The organism is Azospirillum sp. B506 (assembly GCF_000333595.1).
Classification (GTDB): domain Bacteria; phylum Pseudomonadota; class Alphaproteobacteria; order Azospirillales; family Azospirillaceae; genus Azospirillum.
In genome coordinates this window covers 1-15068 of record NZ_BADK01000735.1, presented here as the reverse complement: position 1 = coordinate 15068, position 15068 = coordinate 1, and the positions used below count along the sequence as shown (strand labels likewise).

Below are 15068 nucleotides of genomic sequence, written 5' to 3'. Positions count from 1 at the left end.
GTGGGAAGCATGACCGCGATGCCTTCTGGGTCCATCCGTCCGGACGACAACTCCCCGCTCTCCACGGCGATGTGCTCCATCGCCGTCACCGGCACCGGCTTCTCTGCCGGTGTCGGGGTGGAGGAGGGCGCGGACGTCGAATGGCAGGTGCCGGAGGAAACCGCGGTCGCTTTCGAATACAACGGCCGGTCCCACGCCGTGATGATGGCGACCCCCGCCGATCTGGAGGATTTCGCGCTGGGCTTCAGCCTGGCCGAGGAGATCGTCGGGACCGCCGCCGACATCGAGACCATCGCCGTGCGGGAAACGCCGCTGGGCTTCGTCGTCAACCTGACGGTCGATCCCCTGCGTCTCCTGCGCGGAAGTCTGCGCAGCCGCTCCATGGAGGGGCGGAGCGGCTGTGGCCTGTGCGGCGTGGACAGTCTTGTCCACGCCGTTCGGGAGCCCCGCAAGATCGAAACTTCGCTGGCGGTCGAGCCGGCCGCCGTAGCCGCCGCCTTCCGTGCTCTGCCCGACCACCAGCCGATGAACCGGGCCAACCGCTCGGTCCATGCCGCCGCGTGGTGTGCGCCCGACGGCACCATCCGTCTGGCGCTCGAGGATGTCGGCCGCCACAACGCGCTGGACAAGCTGATCGGCGCCGTCGTCCGCTCGGGCGCCGACCCTGCCACCGGCTTCGTGGTGATGACCAGCCGCTGCAGCTTCGAGCTGGTGCAGAAGACCGCCGCTGTGGGCATCCCGCTGCTGGCGACCATCTCGGCGCCGACGGCGCTGGCGCTCGAACTGGCGCGCAACGCCAACCTGACCTTGGGTGCCCTGTCGCGTCGCGACACCGTCATCCTGTTCCGTTGATACCAACCCAATCCGGAGACACCGATGAGCCACACGAACCACGCCAAGGATCTGGTCCGGATGGCGAACCAGATCGCCGTCCATTTCGCCACCTACCCGCATGACGAGGCGGTGACGGAAACCGCAACCCACATCCGCAAATTCTGGGATCCGCGCATGCGCGCCGGCCTGTTCGCCCATGTCCAGTCCGGCGGTGCCGCCGACCTGCACGAGGTCGCGCGCGGTGCGGTCGGGGTGCTCCAGGCACGGTGACGTGAAACGGCCGTGGCCGGGAGCCGTCAGACCTTGCGGAAGGCGAACATGACCGTTTCGTAGGGAAAGGCGATCTCGGCGCGGTCCGCCAGTTCGGGCGTCCCGGCGATCAATGCGCGGGTGTCCCGCTCGACTTCCGCCTGCTGCTCGGGTGGCAGCGCCGCGATGAAGCTGACCGACATCGTCCGCTTGACGATGACGTCGTCCGGGCTGCCGACATGGGCATGGCGGACGCGACGCTCATCGATGGCGTCGAAACCTGGCGCGGGGAAGACCCGGCGCCAGTCGCCGGTCCGATAGCGCGGCGTGTCACCCTCCCGGGGGTCGGTGATGGCGGTCAGTGCCGCGACCCAGGGCGTGCGTTCGTCGCGGACATTCCAGATCAGCCCCAATGTGCCGCCCGGTTTCAAAACCCTTCGCATTTCCTGCAAGGCGGCGGCGGTGGCGAACCAGTGGAAGGCCTGCGCACAGACCACCGCATCGACGGAAGTGTCGGGCAGAGGGATGGACTCTGCATTCCCGGCCAGGACGGTGATGTCGGGAAAGGCCGGAACGAGCTGCTCGCGCATGCCCGCGACCGGTTCGACGGCGGCGATCTCGCCGCCGCAGCCCTTCAGCACCGCGGTGAATTTGCCGGTTCCGGCGCCGACCTCCAGGACCTTACGGCCAGGACCGACGCCGAGCACGTCGCGAAGCCATGTTGTGGCTTCGTCCGGGTAGCCTGGACGGCCTTGGACATAGGCCCTGGCACCCGTTTCATAGCCGCTGGAAGAGTGGTGAACCGGCATATCGACCTCCAACCTTCCTGGTGGCTTAGAAACCGATCCTTACATCCCGGTCGATGTCGGTAGCGGCTTGGCCGGCGCCGGGATGGAGGCGGAGGACAGGGGCGTCGGCGCATGGGCGGTGGGCGGCACCGGCAGCGGCGCCGGCTTCGACAGCGGGCGCGGCGTCGATACCGGCGTCACCGGGTTGGCCGATGGCGGAGTGCCAACCGGGTTCGCCGACATGGCCGGGGCCGCCGAGCCCGACTGGCCCGACGGCGTTGCCAGGGTGGGCGGATCCTCGTAGATGTCAGGATGGACGCGCACCACGCCGGCGGTATCGACCGAGGCGTTCCAGTAGACGAAGCGCACGGGAATGGCGTTCGGCAGACGGATCGTCTTGGTCTCCCCGGTATCGAGCTGCTGGCCGATGCTGGCCGGCGTCATCTTCGCCGCACCCAGCAGCGTCTCCGCCATCATCCGGGCATCCTCCAGCCGCACGCAGCCAGAGCTGGCGGCGCGCAGGTCGCGGCTGAACAGGCGCGGGTCGTTGGTCCCGTGCAGGAAGATGCCGTCGCCGTTGGTCAGGTTGAAGCGGAAGCGACCCAGCGCATTGTCGTCGCCCGGCCTCTGGACGATGCGGACGCGGCCGGGGTCGACCGACCACCAGTTGACCGACTGGGTGTTGACCACCTCAGACCCGTCCAGATAGACGGCGGCGTTCTTGATGCCGGTGGTGCCCTTCTTGCGCAGGGCCGGCAGCTTGTCCTCGCTCAGCACCGTCGGCGGCACGGTCCAGGTCGGGTTGATGGTGACGCTGGTCACCTTGTCCTGCAGCAGCGGCGTCTTGCGCGACGGCCGGCCGACCACCGCCCGCATGGTGAAGCTCGGGCGGCCATGCTCGATCAGGGTGACGGACTGGCCGGGCAGATTGACCAGGATGGTGGTTTCGGGAATGGAGGCCTGCTGTGCCCGCATCGCTGCGGCGGCGCGGCGCAGAAGCGCCACGGTCTGCGCCGGGGTGCGGTCCATCGCCTGGCGCGTCACCTCGCCGACCTTGCCGTCGGGCTGCAGCCCCTCGGAGAGCTGGAAGGCGCGGACGGCGGTCTCGACATCGTCGTTGAAGCTGTCGGTCCACTTGTCGGCGGGCAGGAAGCCCAGCTCGATCAGGCGGCGCGACAGCTTGCCGACGCGGTCTGCCAGCGGCGAGCGCACGCTGATGACCACCGGCGGGGCCGGCTCGATGGGCGCGAGGCCGGGCAGGGTGGGGGCCTGCGCCTGCGCCTGCTGGATGTCTGCAGGGGGCACGTCCATTGCCGGAGCCACGCTTTCGACCATGCCGCCGTCACCCTTCTTGACGACGGCGCCATAGCCGATGCGGGTGGCCTGAACCTTGGGCGCGTTCTGCAGTTCCAGCGCGCGCTGCTCCAGCGTCGCGGCCCAGCCGGCGATCAGCGGCGGCTGGGCGGCATGCACGGCCTCCTTCGCCGCCGCGGCAAGCGCCGGGCCGCTCAGGACGATGCCGATCAGCCCGCCGACCATGCAGAGGGTGGCGGAGCGGCGGGAGATCGGGCGACGGATGTCATGCATGGCGGCGGGACCGGAACGTGAACGGAAAGGATCGAACGCTGCAACCTTCGACAAGCCTCCCGCGAATCGCAAGCGACATTTGGTGACGACAGCCCTGCTGTTCACACTGTTGCTCCCTTGCATCGCCGTCTCACCCGTCCAGAGATGTGTCCGTTACACGCGCTCGTCCACTGGTTGGACGCTGTGGCGACCGATTTATTCCGAAACGCCGCAAGAGGTAATGCTGCAAAGGCGGCCGTGAAGCCTGGGCCATAGCCGTATGTGTCATTTGACGTAGATACCGCCTTTCGCATGCGCGGTAGCCTTTCTTCCGACGATGTGGCCAAGCCCCGGATCGAACGGGGCGCCAACAGGAAGGGGGCAACTTCATGCGGACCAAGCATCTGACGTCGAGCTTCGGGATCAGCGCGCTGGCCGGTCTGGCCATGGGCGCGATGGCGTCCTTCGCGATGCCCGCCCAGGCGGCGGACGACACCATCAAGGTGGGCATCCTGCACTCCCTGTCCGGGACGATGGCGATCAGCGAGACGACGCTCAAGGACGTCATGCTGATGCTGATCGACGACCAGAACAAGAAGGGCGGCCTGCTGGGCAAGAAGCTGGAGCCGGTGGTGGTTGATCCCGCCTCCAACTGGCCGCTGTTCGCTGAAAAGGCGCGCGAACTGATCAGCAAGGACAAGGTCTCGGCCGTGTTCGGCTGCTGGACCTCGGTCAGCCGCAAGTCGGTGCTGCCGGTGTTCGAGGAGCTGAACAACATCCTCTTCTACCCGGTCCAGTATGAGGGCGAGGAGTCCTCGCGCAACGTCTTCTACACCGGCGCCGCCCCGAACCAGCAGGCGATCCCGGCCGTCGACTATCTGATGCAGAAGGAAAAGGTCCAGCGCTGGGTGCTGGCCGGCACCGACTACGTCTATCCGCGCACGACCAACAAGATCCTCGAAGCCTATCTGAAGAGCAAGGGCGTCAAGCCCGAAGACATCATGATCAACTACACGCCGTTCGGTCATTCCGACTGGCAGTCGATCGTGGCGGACATCAAGAAGTTCGGGTCGGCCGGCAAGAAGACCGCGGTGGTCTCCACCATCAACGGCGACGCCAACGTTCCCTTCTACAAGGAACTGGGCAACCAGGGCGTGAAGGCCCAGGACATCCCGGTGGTCGCCTTCTCGGTCGGCGAGGAAGAGCTGGCCGGCATCGACACCAAGCCGCTGCTCGGCCATCTGGCCGCCTGGAACTACTTCCAGTCCGTCGAGACCCCGGCGAACGCCGAGTTCATCAAGGAATGGAAGGCCTTCACCAAGAACGACAAGCGCGTCACCAACGACCCGATGGAAGCCCACTATATCGGCTTCAACATGTGGGTTAAGGCGGTCGAGGCGGCCGGCACCACCGATCCGGACAAGGTGATCGACGCCATGGTCGGCGTGGCCGTGCCCAACCTGACCGGCGGCTATTCGGCGATGCTGCCGAACCACCACATCACCAAGCCGGTGCTGATCGGCGAAGTGCAGGAGAACGGCCAGTTCGACGTCGTCTCCAAGACCTCGGGCCTCGTCCCGGGCGACGAGTGGTCGGACTATCTGCCGGACAGCAAGGACCTGATCGCCGATTGGCGCAAGCCGATGTCCTGCGGCAACTTCAACGTGAAGACCGGCAAGTGCGGCGGCAAGGGGTCGTGAGGGCAGGGTTCTCTCTCTGACCCGTCCTTTCTGACCTGAATGGTTGCGACGCTTGCCCTTTCCCCTTTCCCGCCGGGCGGGGGAGGGTCGAGGGCAAGCGTTTCGCGTTTCCAGCCCCCTGCACCGAAGGACTCCCGATGCGACGCGCTCTCCGCTGGCTGATGGCCGTCTGTGTGGTGGTCGCCACATCGACCGCCGTCTATGCCGCCGATCTCCGCCCGCTTGTCCAGGCCCTGGGCAGCGGCGGCTATTCCGGAACCGAAAAGGCCCTGGTGCAACTGTCGGAGGCCGGCGACCCGGCCGCCGTGCCGGTGATCGAGGCGCTCCAGGCCGGCGACCTCTATGTCCGCAAGGCCGACGGCACCGTCGTGATCGCCCGCAAGGCCGGCGACGCCTTCACCCTGACCGACCCGTTGACCCGCGCCGCGTTGGGCGATGCGCCGGCCGCCGCGGTCGAGAAGATCCGCATCAACAATTCGCTGCGCCGCGCCATCAGCGCCTCGCTGGGTGCCCTCACTCTGATGAGCAGCGATGCCGGCGTCCGCCGCTCCGCCGCCGACGCGGTGTTCAAGAGCCGCGATGCCTCCGCGCTGGAGACGCTGACCGCCGCCATCGCCAAGGAGCAGGACAAGGGCGTGCGCGCCGCCATGGAGCAGGCGCGGGCCGCCATCCTGCTGACCGGCGAGGCGGCGTCGAAGATGACCGACGCCGAAATCCAGGCGGCGACCGATACGCTGACCGCCCGCGGTGACCGCGACGCGCTGGTGCTGCTGAACATGGTCGCCGGCTCCGGTGCGTCCGACACCACCAAAAGGTCGGCTGCCGCCGCCGTCTCCACCCTGGAGCAGAAGCTGGCCTTCTGGGCCGCGCTGCAGAATCTCTGGTACGGGCTGTCGCTGGGGTCGGTGCTGCTGCTGGCCGCCATCGGGCTGGCCGTCACCTTCGGCGTGATGGGCGTCATCAACATGGCCCATGGCGAAATGGTGATGATCGGCGCCTACACCACCTTCCTGGTGCAGGAGTTCTTCCGCGCCCATGCCCCCGGCCTGTTCGACCTGTCGATCCTGGTGGCGCTGCCCGCCGCCTTCCTCGTGTCCGGTGGCGTCGGCATTGTCATCGAGCGCAGCGTGATCCGCTGGCTCTATGGCCGTCCGCTGGAAACGCTGCTCGCCACCTGGGGCCTGTCGCTGGCGCTCCAGCAGGCGGTGCGCTCGATCTTCGGCCCGACCAACCGCGAGGTCGGCGCGCCGAGCTGGATGTCCGGCGCCTTCGAACTCGGCGGTCTGACCATCACCTACGGCCGGCTGTGGATCGTCATCTTCGCCTTCGCCGTCTTCGCGGCCCTGCTGGTGGCGTTGAAACGCACCTGGTTCGGCCTGTCGATCCGGGCGGTGACGCAGAACCGGCCGATGGCCAACGCCATGGGCATCCGCACCGCCCGGGTCGACGCGCTGACCTTCGGTCTTGGCTCCGGCATTGCCGGTCTGGCCGGGGTTGCGCTGAGCCAGATCGACAATGTCAGCCCGAACCTCGGCCAGGGCTACATCCTCGACAGCTTCATGGTGGTGGTGTTCGGCGGTGTGGGCAACCTGTGGGGCACGCTGGTCGGCGCGCTGACGCTGGGGACCATGAACAAGTTCCTCGAACCCTATGCCGGGGCGGTGCTGGGCAAGATCCTGGTGCTGATCTTCATCATCCTGTTCATCCAACGGCGTCCGCGCGGCCTGTTCGCGCTGAAGGGCCGCGCGGTGGAGGTCTGATCCGATGCTGCTGCGCTTTTTCCTGATGGGCCTGGACCGCAAGGCCGGGATCGTGCTGACGATCCTCGCCATCCTGGCGGTCGCCGTCCCGGTGATGACGCTGTGGGTGCCGGCGGATTCGCCCTTCCACCTGTCGGTCTTCACCGTCTCGCTGCTGGGCAAATATCTGTGCTTCGCGCTGCTGGCGCTGGCGCTCGATCTGGTGTGGGGCTATTGCGGCATCCTGTCACTCGGCCATGCCGCCTTCTTCGCGATCGGCGGCTATGCCATGGGCATGTACCTGATGCGGCAGATCGGCCCGCGTGGCGTCTACGGCAACCCGGTCCTGCCCGACTTCATGGTTTTCCTGAACTGGAAGGAGCTGCCCTGGTACTGGCTCGGCTTCGACCAGTTCTGGTTCGCCGCCATCATGGTGCTGGTGGTGCCGGGCGCGCTGGCCTTCGCCTTCGGCTGGTTCGCCTTCCGCAGCCGCGTCACCGGCGTCTACCTGTCGATCATCACCCAGGCGCTGACCTTCGCCCTGCTGCTGGCCTTTTTCCGCAACGACATGGGCTTCGGCGGCAACAACGGCCTGACCGACTTCAAGGACATTCTCGGCTACGACATCCAGGCCGACACCACCCGCGTCGCGCTGTTCGTGGCGACGGTGGCGGCGCTGGCGCTCTCCTACATGATCGCGTCCGGCGTCATCGCCTCGAAGCTGGGCAAGGTGCTGGTGGCGCTGCGCGACGCCGAGAGCCGGGTGCGCTTCATGGGCTACGACACCGAGAGCTACAAGCTGTTCGCCTGGACCCTGTCGGCCTGCATGGCCGGCGTGGCCGGCGCCCTCTACGTTCCGCAGGTCGGCATCATCAACCCATCGGAATTCGCCCCGGCCAGCTCGATCGAGGCGGTGATCTGGGTGGCCGTCGGCGGGCGCGGCACGCTGGCCGGCGCCATCCTGGGGGCGGTTCTGGTCAATATGGGCAAGAGCTATTTCACGGGTGCCCTGCCGGAGCTGTGGCTGTTCGCGTTGGGCGGCCTGTTCGTGGCGGTCACCCTGTTCCTGCCGAAGGGGCTGCTCGGGCTGGGCGGGCAGCTGAAAGCCAAGCTGCCTGGCCGCAAGACCGCCGCCCTTCCCAATGTCCAACCCGCAAACCACACTGCCGACCAGAAGGGAGCCTGACCCATGAGCGCGGAATCGACCCTTCTCTATCTCGACGGCGTGTCGGTCAGCTTCGACGGCTTCAAGGCGCTGAACAGCCTGTCGCTGGTGATGATGCCCGGCGAGATGCGGGCGATCATCGGCCCCAACGGCGCCGGCAAGACGACGATGATGGACGTCATCACCGGCAAGACCCGCCCCGACACCGGCACCATCCTGTTCGAGGGCGGCACCGACCTGACCCGCCTGCGCGAGGCGGCCATCGCCAATCTTGGCATCGGCCGCAAGTTCCAGCGCCCGACCGTCTTCGAGCCGCACACGGTGTGGGACAATCTGGAACTGGCGCTGAAGGCGCCGCGCCGGCCGTTGAAGACGCTGACCTACGCCATCAGCCGCGACGATCGCAGCCGTATCGAGGAGATCCTCGACATCACCCGCCTGTCGGCCCTGCGCAGCCGGCAGGCCGGCAGCCTGTCGCACGGGCAGAAGCAATGGCTGGAGATCGGCATGCTGCTGGCCCAGGACCCGAAGCTGCTGTTGGTCGACGAGCCGGTGGCGGGCATGACCGACGCCGAGACCGAGCAGACCGCCGAACTGCTGTGCAGCATCGCCGGCAAGCATTCGGTGATCGTGGTGGAGCATGACATGAGCTTCGTCCGCGCGCTCGGCGTCAAGGTCACCGTGCTGGCCGAAGGCTCGGTCCTTGCCGAAGGCTCGCTGGACGCGGTCAGCGCGAACCAACAGGTCATCGACACCTATCTCGGCCGCTGACGGGAGACCGCATGATGTTGGACGTTCGTTCCCTCGATCTGCATTACGGCGCCGCCCAGGCCCTGCGCGGCGTTTCCATGAAGGCCGAAATCGGCAAGGTCACCTGTCTGGTCGGCCGCAACGGTGTCGGCAAGTCCAGCTTGCTGCGCGCCATCGTCGGGCTGAAGCCGGTGTCCGGCGGCTCCATCGGCTGGGACGGCGCCGACGTGACGAAGATGGCGCCGGCCGACCGCGCGCGGCGCGGCATCGCCTATGTGCCGCAGGGCCGCGAGATCTTCCCGCTGCTGACGGTGCGGGAAAACCTGCTGACCGGCTATGCCCCGCTTCCGCGTGCCCAGCGCTCGATCCCCGACGAGGTGTTCGAGCTGTTCCCGGTGCTGAAATCCATGCTGGAGCGCCGCGGCGGCGACCTGTCGGGCGGCCAGCAGCAGCAGCTTGCCATCGGCCGCGCTCTGGTGACCCGTCCGCGCCTGCTGGTGCTGGACGAGCCGACCGAGGGCATCCAACCCTCCATCATCAAGGACATCGGCCGCGCCATCTCCTACCTGCGCGACAAGGGCACCATGGCGATCCTGCTGGTCGAGCAGTATTTCGACTTCGCCCGCGACCTCGCCGACGACTGGGTGGTGATGGAGCGCGGCGAGGTGATGCTGTCCGGCCCGCGCAGCGGCCTGGACGAGCAGGAGGTGCGCAAATACCTGACGGTCTGACCGCCGCTGCTCCTCGCCACTCCATTGGAGGTATGACCTATCCGACGCGGTACATCACAAGCGACGACTTCGCGGGCGGCGCTCTTTAAAGGTCGTTAAGGATCCAAACTGCAAGATGACGTCAACGCCATCTTGCTCACGGAGCCGCAGGTCATGTCGATCTACAACGCTGCCTCGTTCGAGGCCATCCCCTCCGTCGAGCCGAAGGTGCGCAAGATGCGTGGGTTGCCGCGCCTGCTGGTTTGGACGGTGATGATCGGCACGCCGTGGGTGGTGATCGTGGAGGCGGTGCGCCTGATCTTCTAATCCGGCGCACCCCCTCTTCACACCATCGGCCCTCAAACCATTACTGGGCCGGCGCCACCCAGGGTTCCAGCGCGCCGATCTTCTTGGCCCGCTTCTCGTCCGCCGACAGTTTGAAATTGTGACCGTAGGGCGCGCTCTCGAACGAGCCGTATCCGGGATTGGCCAGCATCAGCCAGTCGCGCCCGAAATGCTCCTTCACCGCCTCGAACGCCTTGAGCCGTTCGGCCTCGCTGCCGTTGTAGGCGTCGCTGAAGTCGCCGAAATTGTCACCGAACAGCAGGACGATCCGGTAATCCTTGGCGATGTAGGCGCGGCGCGTGCCCTTCGCCGAGCCCCAGTCCGGCTTTTCCTTGGACATCAGGAAGGTGTCGACGTTGCCGCCCATCGGGAAGCCCAGCGCCTGTGCGTTGCGGCGGGTCGGCTCCTCCTGGTCGGCGTTGCGGTTGGTGACGTAGAAGACCTTCACGCCCTTCGATTCGGCATATTGGGTGAACTCCACCGCACCCGGAACCGCCGTCGCCTTCTCCGCCTTCACCCAGGCGTCCCAGGTCTTGGACGAGAACTCGCCGTTCGTGGTGACCAGCCCGGCCTGATAGGCGGAGTTGTCCATCGCCGTCTCGTCCAGATCCAGCACCACGGCCGGCGGCAGATCCTGGTAATTGCCGGTCTGCTCGGTCGCCGCGGTCCAATTCTTGTCGGCCAGCGCCTTGTCCAGCTGGATCTTGCCCAGCGCATAGACGGCCAGCGCGTTCGCCTTGTATTCCACCGACCGCTGCATCCACAGCTCGGCATTCAGCAGATCGCTCTGCGGCACCGACCCCTGGGGAGCAGGATCGGCCGCCAGGGCAGGCCCGGCCAGCAAGGAGAGGGCAACCGCACCGGACAGCAGCGACCAGTGTCCGGAACAGGCGGAAATGCGCATCGACACACCCATCCATCAAGTGTCATGGAACCGTCATCGAAGCACAGATTCGGGGGCTTGGCGACGGTCCTGTGACGCTTGCGTCACCGTGGCGGCTCACCGCCCGGCGGCGCAGCCATCCACCACGGAATTTGGCACGAACTCCGGTTCGAGCGGCATTTTCTGGCCGTGCATTCGGCGCCTTCAGCTGCATACTGCTGCACTCCCGATGGGGAGTGTCGGCTGGCCGTCAGGCCATGGCGAAGAACGATAGAAACGATCAACGACAGGGGTTCAGGATGAGGGCATTTTTGACGGCGGCCGCGATGCTCGCCACCACCGCCACCGTTGCCGTCTCCGCGGTTCCGGCGGCCTGGGCCGCGGACGGCGTGCTTCAGACGATCAAACAGGCCGGTGTCGTCAGGATAGGCACGACCGGTGATTACAAGCCCTTCAGCTACAAGGGCGCCGACGGTGGGCTGGTGGGGGCCGACATCGAGATGGCGAAGGATCTGGCTTCGACGCTGGGCGTCCGGGCCGAGTTCGTCCAGACCAGCTGGAAGACGCTGATGGAGGATTTCAAGGCCGAGAAGTTCGACATCGCGCTGGGCGGCATCACCGTCAATCCCGACCGCGCCGCCGTTGGCGACTTCTCCGTTTCCAACGTCAGCGACGGCAAGCGTCCGATCGCGCGCTGCGCCGACAAGGACAAGTTCACGACCGTCGAGAAGATCGACCAGCCGACCACCCGCGTCATCGTCAACCCCGGCGGGACCAACGAGAAATTCGCCCGCGCCACCTTCACCAAGGCGCCGATCGAGGTCTGGCCCGACAACAAGACCATTCACGCGCAGATCGCCGCCGACAAGGCCGACATCATGGTCACCGACGGCATCGAAGTCGACATGCAGGCGAAGCTGAATCCCGGCGTTCTCTGCGCCGTTTCGGTGGCCACCCCCTTCACCCATTTCGAGAACGCCTATCTGCTGCGCAAGGATCCGGAGCTGAAGCAGGCCGTCGATGCGTGGATGACCAAGGCGCTGTCCAGCGGCCTTTGGAAGGCCAAGCTCGACGCCGCCATGCAGTAAGGGGCTTACGGGTTGCGGGCGGCGCGGAGGCGGCGGGCGGGATGCCTTCTGTCCGCCGCCTCCGCCCGGCTACCGGGCGCCGGGCCGCCATCTGCTTGCTGCAATGCAGCATTCCCGTCCCGTCCGGATTTTGCCCGGTGACGAGCCGGGGGACTTTGCCGTAAGAAACTGGGCGGGTTTAAAAACGGATGGTTCGCCCGTGCTCCGATCGGTCTCTCTCTGCCTGTTCATCGTCGTTGTCGGCGCTCTTGCGGGCTGCACCTCCGACTATTCTCCCAACACCTACGCCTCCAGCGCGGTGCAGCAGGCCAACAAGGTCGAGCCGGGCGTTGTCGTCGGCTTCCGTCAGGTCGCGATCAGCGCCAACGGCACGGTCGGCGCCGTCAGCGGCGGTGCGGCCGGCGGCATCCTGGGCGCGCAGGTGGGCAGCGGCGGCATGAATGCAGCGCTCGGCACGGTCGGCGGTACGGCGATCGGCGGGCTGCTGGGCACGGCGATGGAGCATATCGCCGGCGACACCACCGGCTGGGAATACATCGTCCGCAAATCGAACGGGGAGCTGTTGTCGCTGACCCAGAAGGAGCCGCAGCCGCTGCCCATCGGCCAGAAGGTTCTGGTCATCACCGGCAGCCAAGCCCGAATCGTGCCCGACTATTCCACGCCCGCGGATCCGGAACCGGCCAAAACCGATGGCGCCAAAACCGATGCTCCCAAGTCGGAAGCATCAAAGTCGGAAGCCCCGAAATCCGAGTCTCCGAAATCGGACATCAAGGCGGTGCCACTCGCTCCACCCGCCGAAGCTGCGCCGGCCGCCGCCGCTCCGGCCGAGCAGTCCGCGACCGTCCCGGCGCAGCCCGCCAGCAGCGGCGGTCCGGTCAGTCTGACGGCGCCCACCGACATCGCTCCTTCCGTCGCGCCTGCCCCGGCCGCTCCCGCTCCCGCGACGACACCGGAGCCTGCCGCCCCGGCACCCGCGGCCGTCGCAGAGCCGAAGCCGGCCGAGTAGCTCCATACTTGTCCGAATGGACGGGGTGGCGCACAGTCCGGTGATCCAATCAAGATCGCCGGACGAGGAACCATGTCTGCCGCCGATACATCCGCCTCCGCTCCGGGCTCCAGGCCGGCCATGACCAGGCAGGAGCTGGAGGAACTGATCCGTGAGGGAGTTCCCCTGGTCGGGAACTTCGGTATCGTGGTGGAAAGCCTGGGGGCCGGCACGATTCGCCTGCGGCTGCCCTACAAGGACGATTTCGTCCGTCCCGGCGGCACCGTCACCGGCCCGGCGATGTTCGGGCTGGCCGACGTGGCGCTCTATGGCGCGGTGCTTAGTCTGATCGGCCGGGTCGAGCTGGCGGTGACCACCAGCATGACCATCAATTTTCTGCGCCGTCCTCCCCCCGTTGCCATCGTCGCCGAGGCGCGCGTCCTGAAGCTGGGCAAGCGGCTGGCTTATGGCGAGATTCTGCTGTTCTCCGAAGGCGATCCGGAGCCGGTCGCGCATGTGACCGGAACCTACTCCATCCCGCCCCACGACCCTGTCACCGTTGCGGTATCTCATTACCGTACCGATGATGCTCGATAAAAAATCATTTAATATCAACGGCTTTAGCAAAACGGTATCTAATTACCGTGATTGTAACCAATTGATATCAAAAGAAAATTTTTCCGTTGACAGAGGCTTCCCCGCCCCGTAGAAAACCGTCCGCTTCGGCGCCCCGGTATCGGCGGCCTGCCGATCCGTATTCGAAGAAACGAGTGTGGCGATGAAGACCTTCAATCTGAAGCCGACCGAGATCGAGAAGAAGTGGTACGTCGTCGATGCCGACGGCCTCGTTCTCGGGCGGCTTGCCAGCATCCTGGCGAACATCCTGCGTGGCAAGAACAAGCCGACCTACACCCCCCACATGGATTGCGGCGACAACATCGTCGTCATCAATGCGGAGAAGGTGAAGCTGACCGGCAACAAGCGCGACGCCGACATCTTCTACTGGCACACCGGTTATCCGGGCGGGATCAAGGGCCGTTCCAAGGGCCAGATCCTGGACGGCAAGTATCCGGAGCGCGTGATCGAGAAGGCCGTGGAGCGCATGGTTCCGCGCGGTCCGCTCGGCCGCCAGCAGATGACCCACCTCAAGGTCTACAAGGGCGCCACGCATCCGCACGATGCGCAGCAGCCGGTCGTCCTCGACGTCGGCGCCCTGAACCCGAAGAATAAGCGGAGCGCGTAAGCATGGCTCAGGTCACCACCACCCTCTCCAGCCTCAAGGAACTGACGGGCGCCGCCGCCACCGCGACCGTCACCGAGGAGCTTGCAGCTCCGAAGCTGGACGCCCAGGGCCGCGCCTACGCCACCGGCAAGCGCAAGGACGCCGTCGCCCGCGTGTGGATCAAGCCGGGCACCGGCAAGGTCACCGTGAACGGCCGCGACCAGTCGGTCTACTTCGCCCGTCCGGTTCTGCGCATGATGATCGCCCAGCCGTTCGGCGTGACCGAGCGTTCGGAGCAGTTCGACGTGGTCGCCACCGTCGCCGGGGGCGGTCTGTCGGGCCAGGCCGGTGCCGTCCGTCACGGCATCTCCAAGGCGCTGACCTACTTCGAGCCGGCCCTGCGCCCGCCGTTGAAGGCCGCCGGCTTCCTGACCCGCGATGCCCGTACGGTCGAGCGTAAGAAGTACGGCCGCGCCAAGGCCCGCCGCAGCTTCCAGTTCTCGAAGCGCTAATCCCTACACGGACCTGCTGCTTTACGGTACAAGCGAGGGGCGTCCCGAAAGGGGCGCCCCTTTCTTTTTGCCCTCACCGTCACAGCTACCCAAACGTCAACGTTCCTCCCGTCAAGCGAAGGACATCGGTTCCATGGCCTCGATCAGCATTCCGGGCAGCACCTCCAGCGGTTCGAAGATCCGCGTCGGCATCCTTGGCGCCTCCGGTTACACCGGCGCCGAACTGGTGCGCATGCTTCTGCGCCACCCGAACGTCGAGATCAGCGCGCTGACCGCCGAACGACAGGCCGGCAAGCCGATGGCGGAGGTGTTCCCGCATCTGGGTGGCTATGGCCTGCCCGATCTGGTGAAGATCGATGATCTGAAGTGGGACAACCTCGACTTCATTTTCTGCGCCCTGCCGCACGGCACGACGCAGGAGGTGGTCGCCGGCCTGCCGAGCGGGCTGAAGGTGGTCGACCTGTCCGCCGACTTCCGCCTGACCGATCCGGCCGAATACGCCACCTGTACGGGCAGAGCACCGCGCCTCGCC

16 protein-coding genes and 1 pseudogene are annotated in these 15068 nt (G+C 66.5%); 14 read left to right on the top strand and 3 right to left on the bottom strand.

Annotation, left to right across the window (positions count from 1 at the left end; all coding sequences use genetic code 11):
* Positions 1-9 precede the first annotated feature (9 nt).
* Complete coding sequence (gene fdhD, locus I71_RS22615) at positions 10-852, top strand: formate dehydrogenase accessory sulfurtransferase FdhD (RefSeq protein ID WP_148294332.1); 843 nt, start codon at positions 10-12, stop codon at positions 850-852.
* 24 nt (positions 853-876) lie between these two features.
* Entirely contained in the window at positions 877-1104 is a 228-nt protein-coding gene (locus I71_RS22610; protein ID WP_042698593.1) for a formate dehydrogenase subunit delta, read from the top strand.
* A 26-nt stretch (positions 1105-1130) separates the two neighbouring features.
* Here I71_RS22610 and I71_RS22605 read toward each other — a convergent pair whose 3' ends face one another.
* Positions 1131-1892, bottom strand: coding sequence for a class I SAM-dependent methyltransferase (locus I71_RS22605; protein WP_042698590.1), 762 nt, complete (start codon positions 1890-1892; stop codon positions 1131-1133).
* A 39-nt stretch (positions 1893-1931) separates the two neighbouring features.
* Positions 1932-3458: a L,D-transpeptidase family protein gene (locus I71_RS22600; RefSeq protein WP_042698587.1), complete on the bottom strand. Its 1527-nt coding sequence runs from the start codon at positions 3456-3458 to the stop codon at positions 1932-1934.
* A 368-nt stretch (positions 3459-3826) separates the two neighbouring features.
* Between I71_RS22600 and urtA the strand changes: the two genes are divergently transcribed.
* The 6 genes from urtA (at position 3827) to I71_RS38910 (ending at position 9828) form a co-directional block, all read left to right on the top strand.
* Entirely contained in the window at positions 3827-5137 is a 1311-nt protein-coding gene (gene urtA / locus I71_RS22595; RefSeq protein WP_083897327.1) for an urea ABC transporter substrate-binding protein, read from the top strand.
* A gap of 137 nt (positions 5138-5274) precedes the next feature.
* Entirely contained in the window at positions 5275-6897 is a 1623-nt protein-coding gene (gene urtB, locus I71_RS22590) for an urea ABC transporter permease subunit UrtB (protein ID WP_042698584.1), read from the top strand.
* 4 nt (positions 6898-6901) lie between these two features.
* Positions 6902-8062: an urea ABC transporter permease subunit UrtC gene (urtC, locus tag I71_RS22585; protein ID WP_042698581.1), complete on the top strand. Its 1161-nt coding sequence runs from the start codon at positions 6902-6904 to the stop codon at positions 8060-8062.
* 3 nt (positions 8063-8065) lie between these two features.
* Positions 8066-8812 (top strand): urea ABC transporter ATP-binding protein UrtD, encoded by a 747-nt coding sequence (gene urtD, locus I71_RS22580; RefSeq protein WP_042698578.1) that lies wholly within the window; start codon positions 8066-8068, stop codon positions 8810-8812.
* Positions 8813-8826: 14 nt separating this feature from the next.
* A complete protein-coding gene (gene urtE, locus I71_RS22575; RefSeq protein ID WP_012975460.1) occupies positions 8827-9522 on the top strand; it encodes an urea ABC transporter ATP-binding subunit UrtE in 696 nt (231 codons plus the stop codon).
* A 153-nt stretch (positions 9523-9675) separates the two neighbouring features.
* The gene (locus I71_RS38910) at positions 9676-9828 is read left to right on the top strand and encodes a hypothetical protein (protein WP_199902236.1); all 153 of its coding nucleotides are present in this window, start codon (positions 9676-9678) and stop codon (positions 9826-9828) included.
* A 40-nt stretch (positions 9829-9868) separates the two neighbouring features.
* Here the strand turns inward: I71_RS38910 and I71_RS22570 are convergent, their stop codons facing one another.
* Positions 9869-10750, bottom strand: a complete 882-nt coding sequence (locus I71_RS22570) for a 5'-nucleotidase, lipoprotein e(P4) family (protein WP_042698575.1) — start codon at positions 10748-10750, stop codon at positions 9869-9871.
* Between the two features lie 305 nt (positions 10751-11055).
* Here I71_RS22570 and I71_RS22565 point away from each other — a divergent pair, with 305 nt between their 5' ends.
* The 6 genes and pseudogenes from I71_RS22565 to argC all read left to right on the top strand — a co-directional run.
* Positions 11056-11817, top strand: coding sequence for a transporter substrate-binding domain-containing protein (locus I71_RS22565; protein ID WP_244433992.1), 762 nt, complete (start codon positions 11056-11058; stop codon positions 11815-11817).
* 199 nt (positions 11818-12016) lie between these two features.
* The gene (locus I71_RS22560; RefSeq protein WP_042698569.1) at positions 12017-12823 is read left to right on the top strand and encodes a glycine zipper 2TM domain-containing protein; all 807 of its coding nucleotides are present in this window, start codon (positions 12017-12019) and stop codon (positions 12821-12823) included.
* 120 nt (positions 12824-12943) lie between these two features.
* Complete coding sequence (locus tag I71_RS22555; RefSeq protein WP_042698631.1) at positions 12944-13399, top strand: PaaI family thioesterase; 456 nt, start codon at positions 12944-12946, stop codon at positions 13397-13399.
* Positions 13400-13580: 181 nt separating this feature from the next.
* Entirely contained in the window at positions 13581-14045 is a 465-nt protein-coding gene (gene rplM / locus I71_RS22550; protein ID WP_042698566.1) for a 50S ribosomal protein L13, read from the top strand.
* A 2-nt stretch (positions 14046-14047) separates the two neighbouring features.
* On the top strand, positions 14048-14536 hold the full coding sequence (gene rpsI, locus I71_RS22545; RefSeq protein ID WP_042698563.1) for a 30S ribosomal protein S9: 489 nt from the start codon (positions 14048-14050) through the stop codon (positions 14534-14536).
* A gap of 133 nt (positions 14537-14669) precedes the next feature.
* Positions 14670-15068, top strand: a pseudogene (gene argC, locus I71_RS22540) (N-acetyl-gamma-glutamyl-phosphate reductase); the annotation flags it as partial.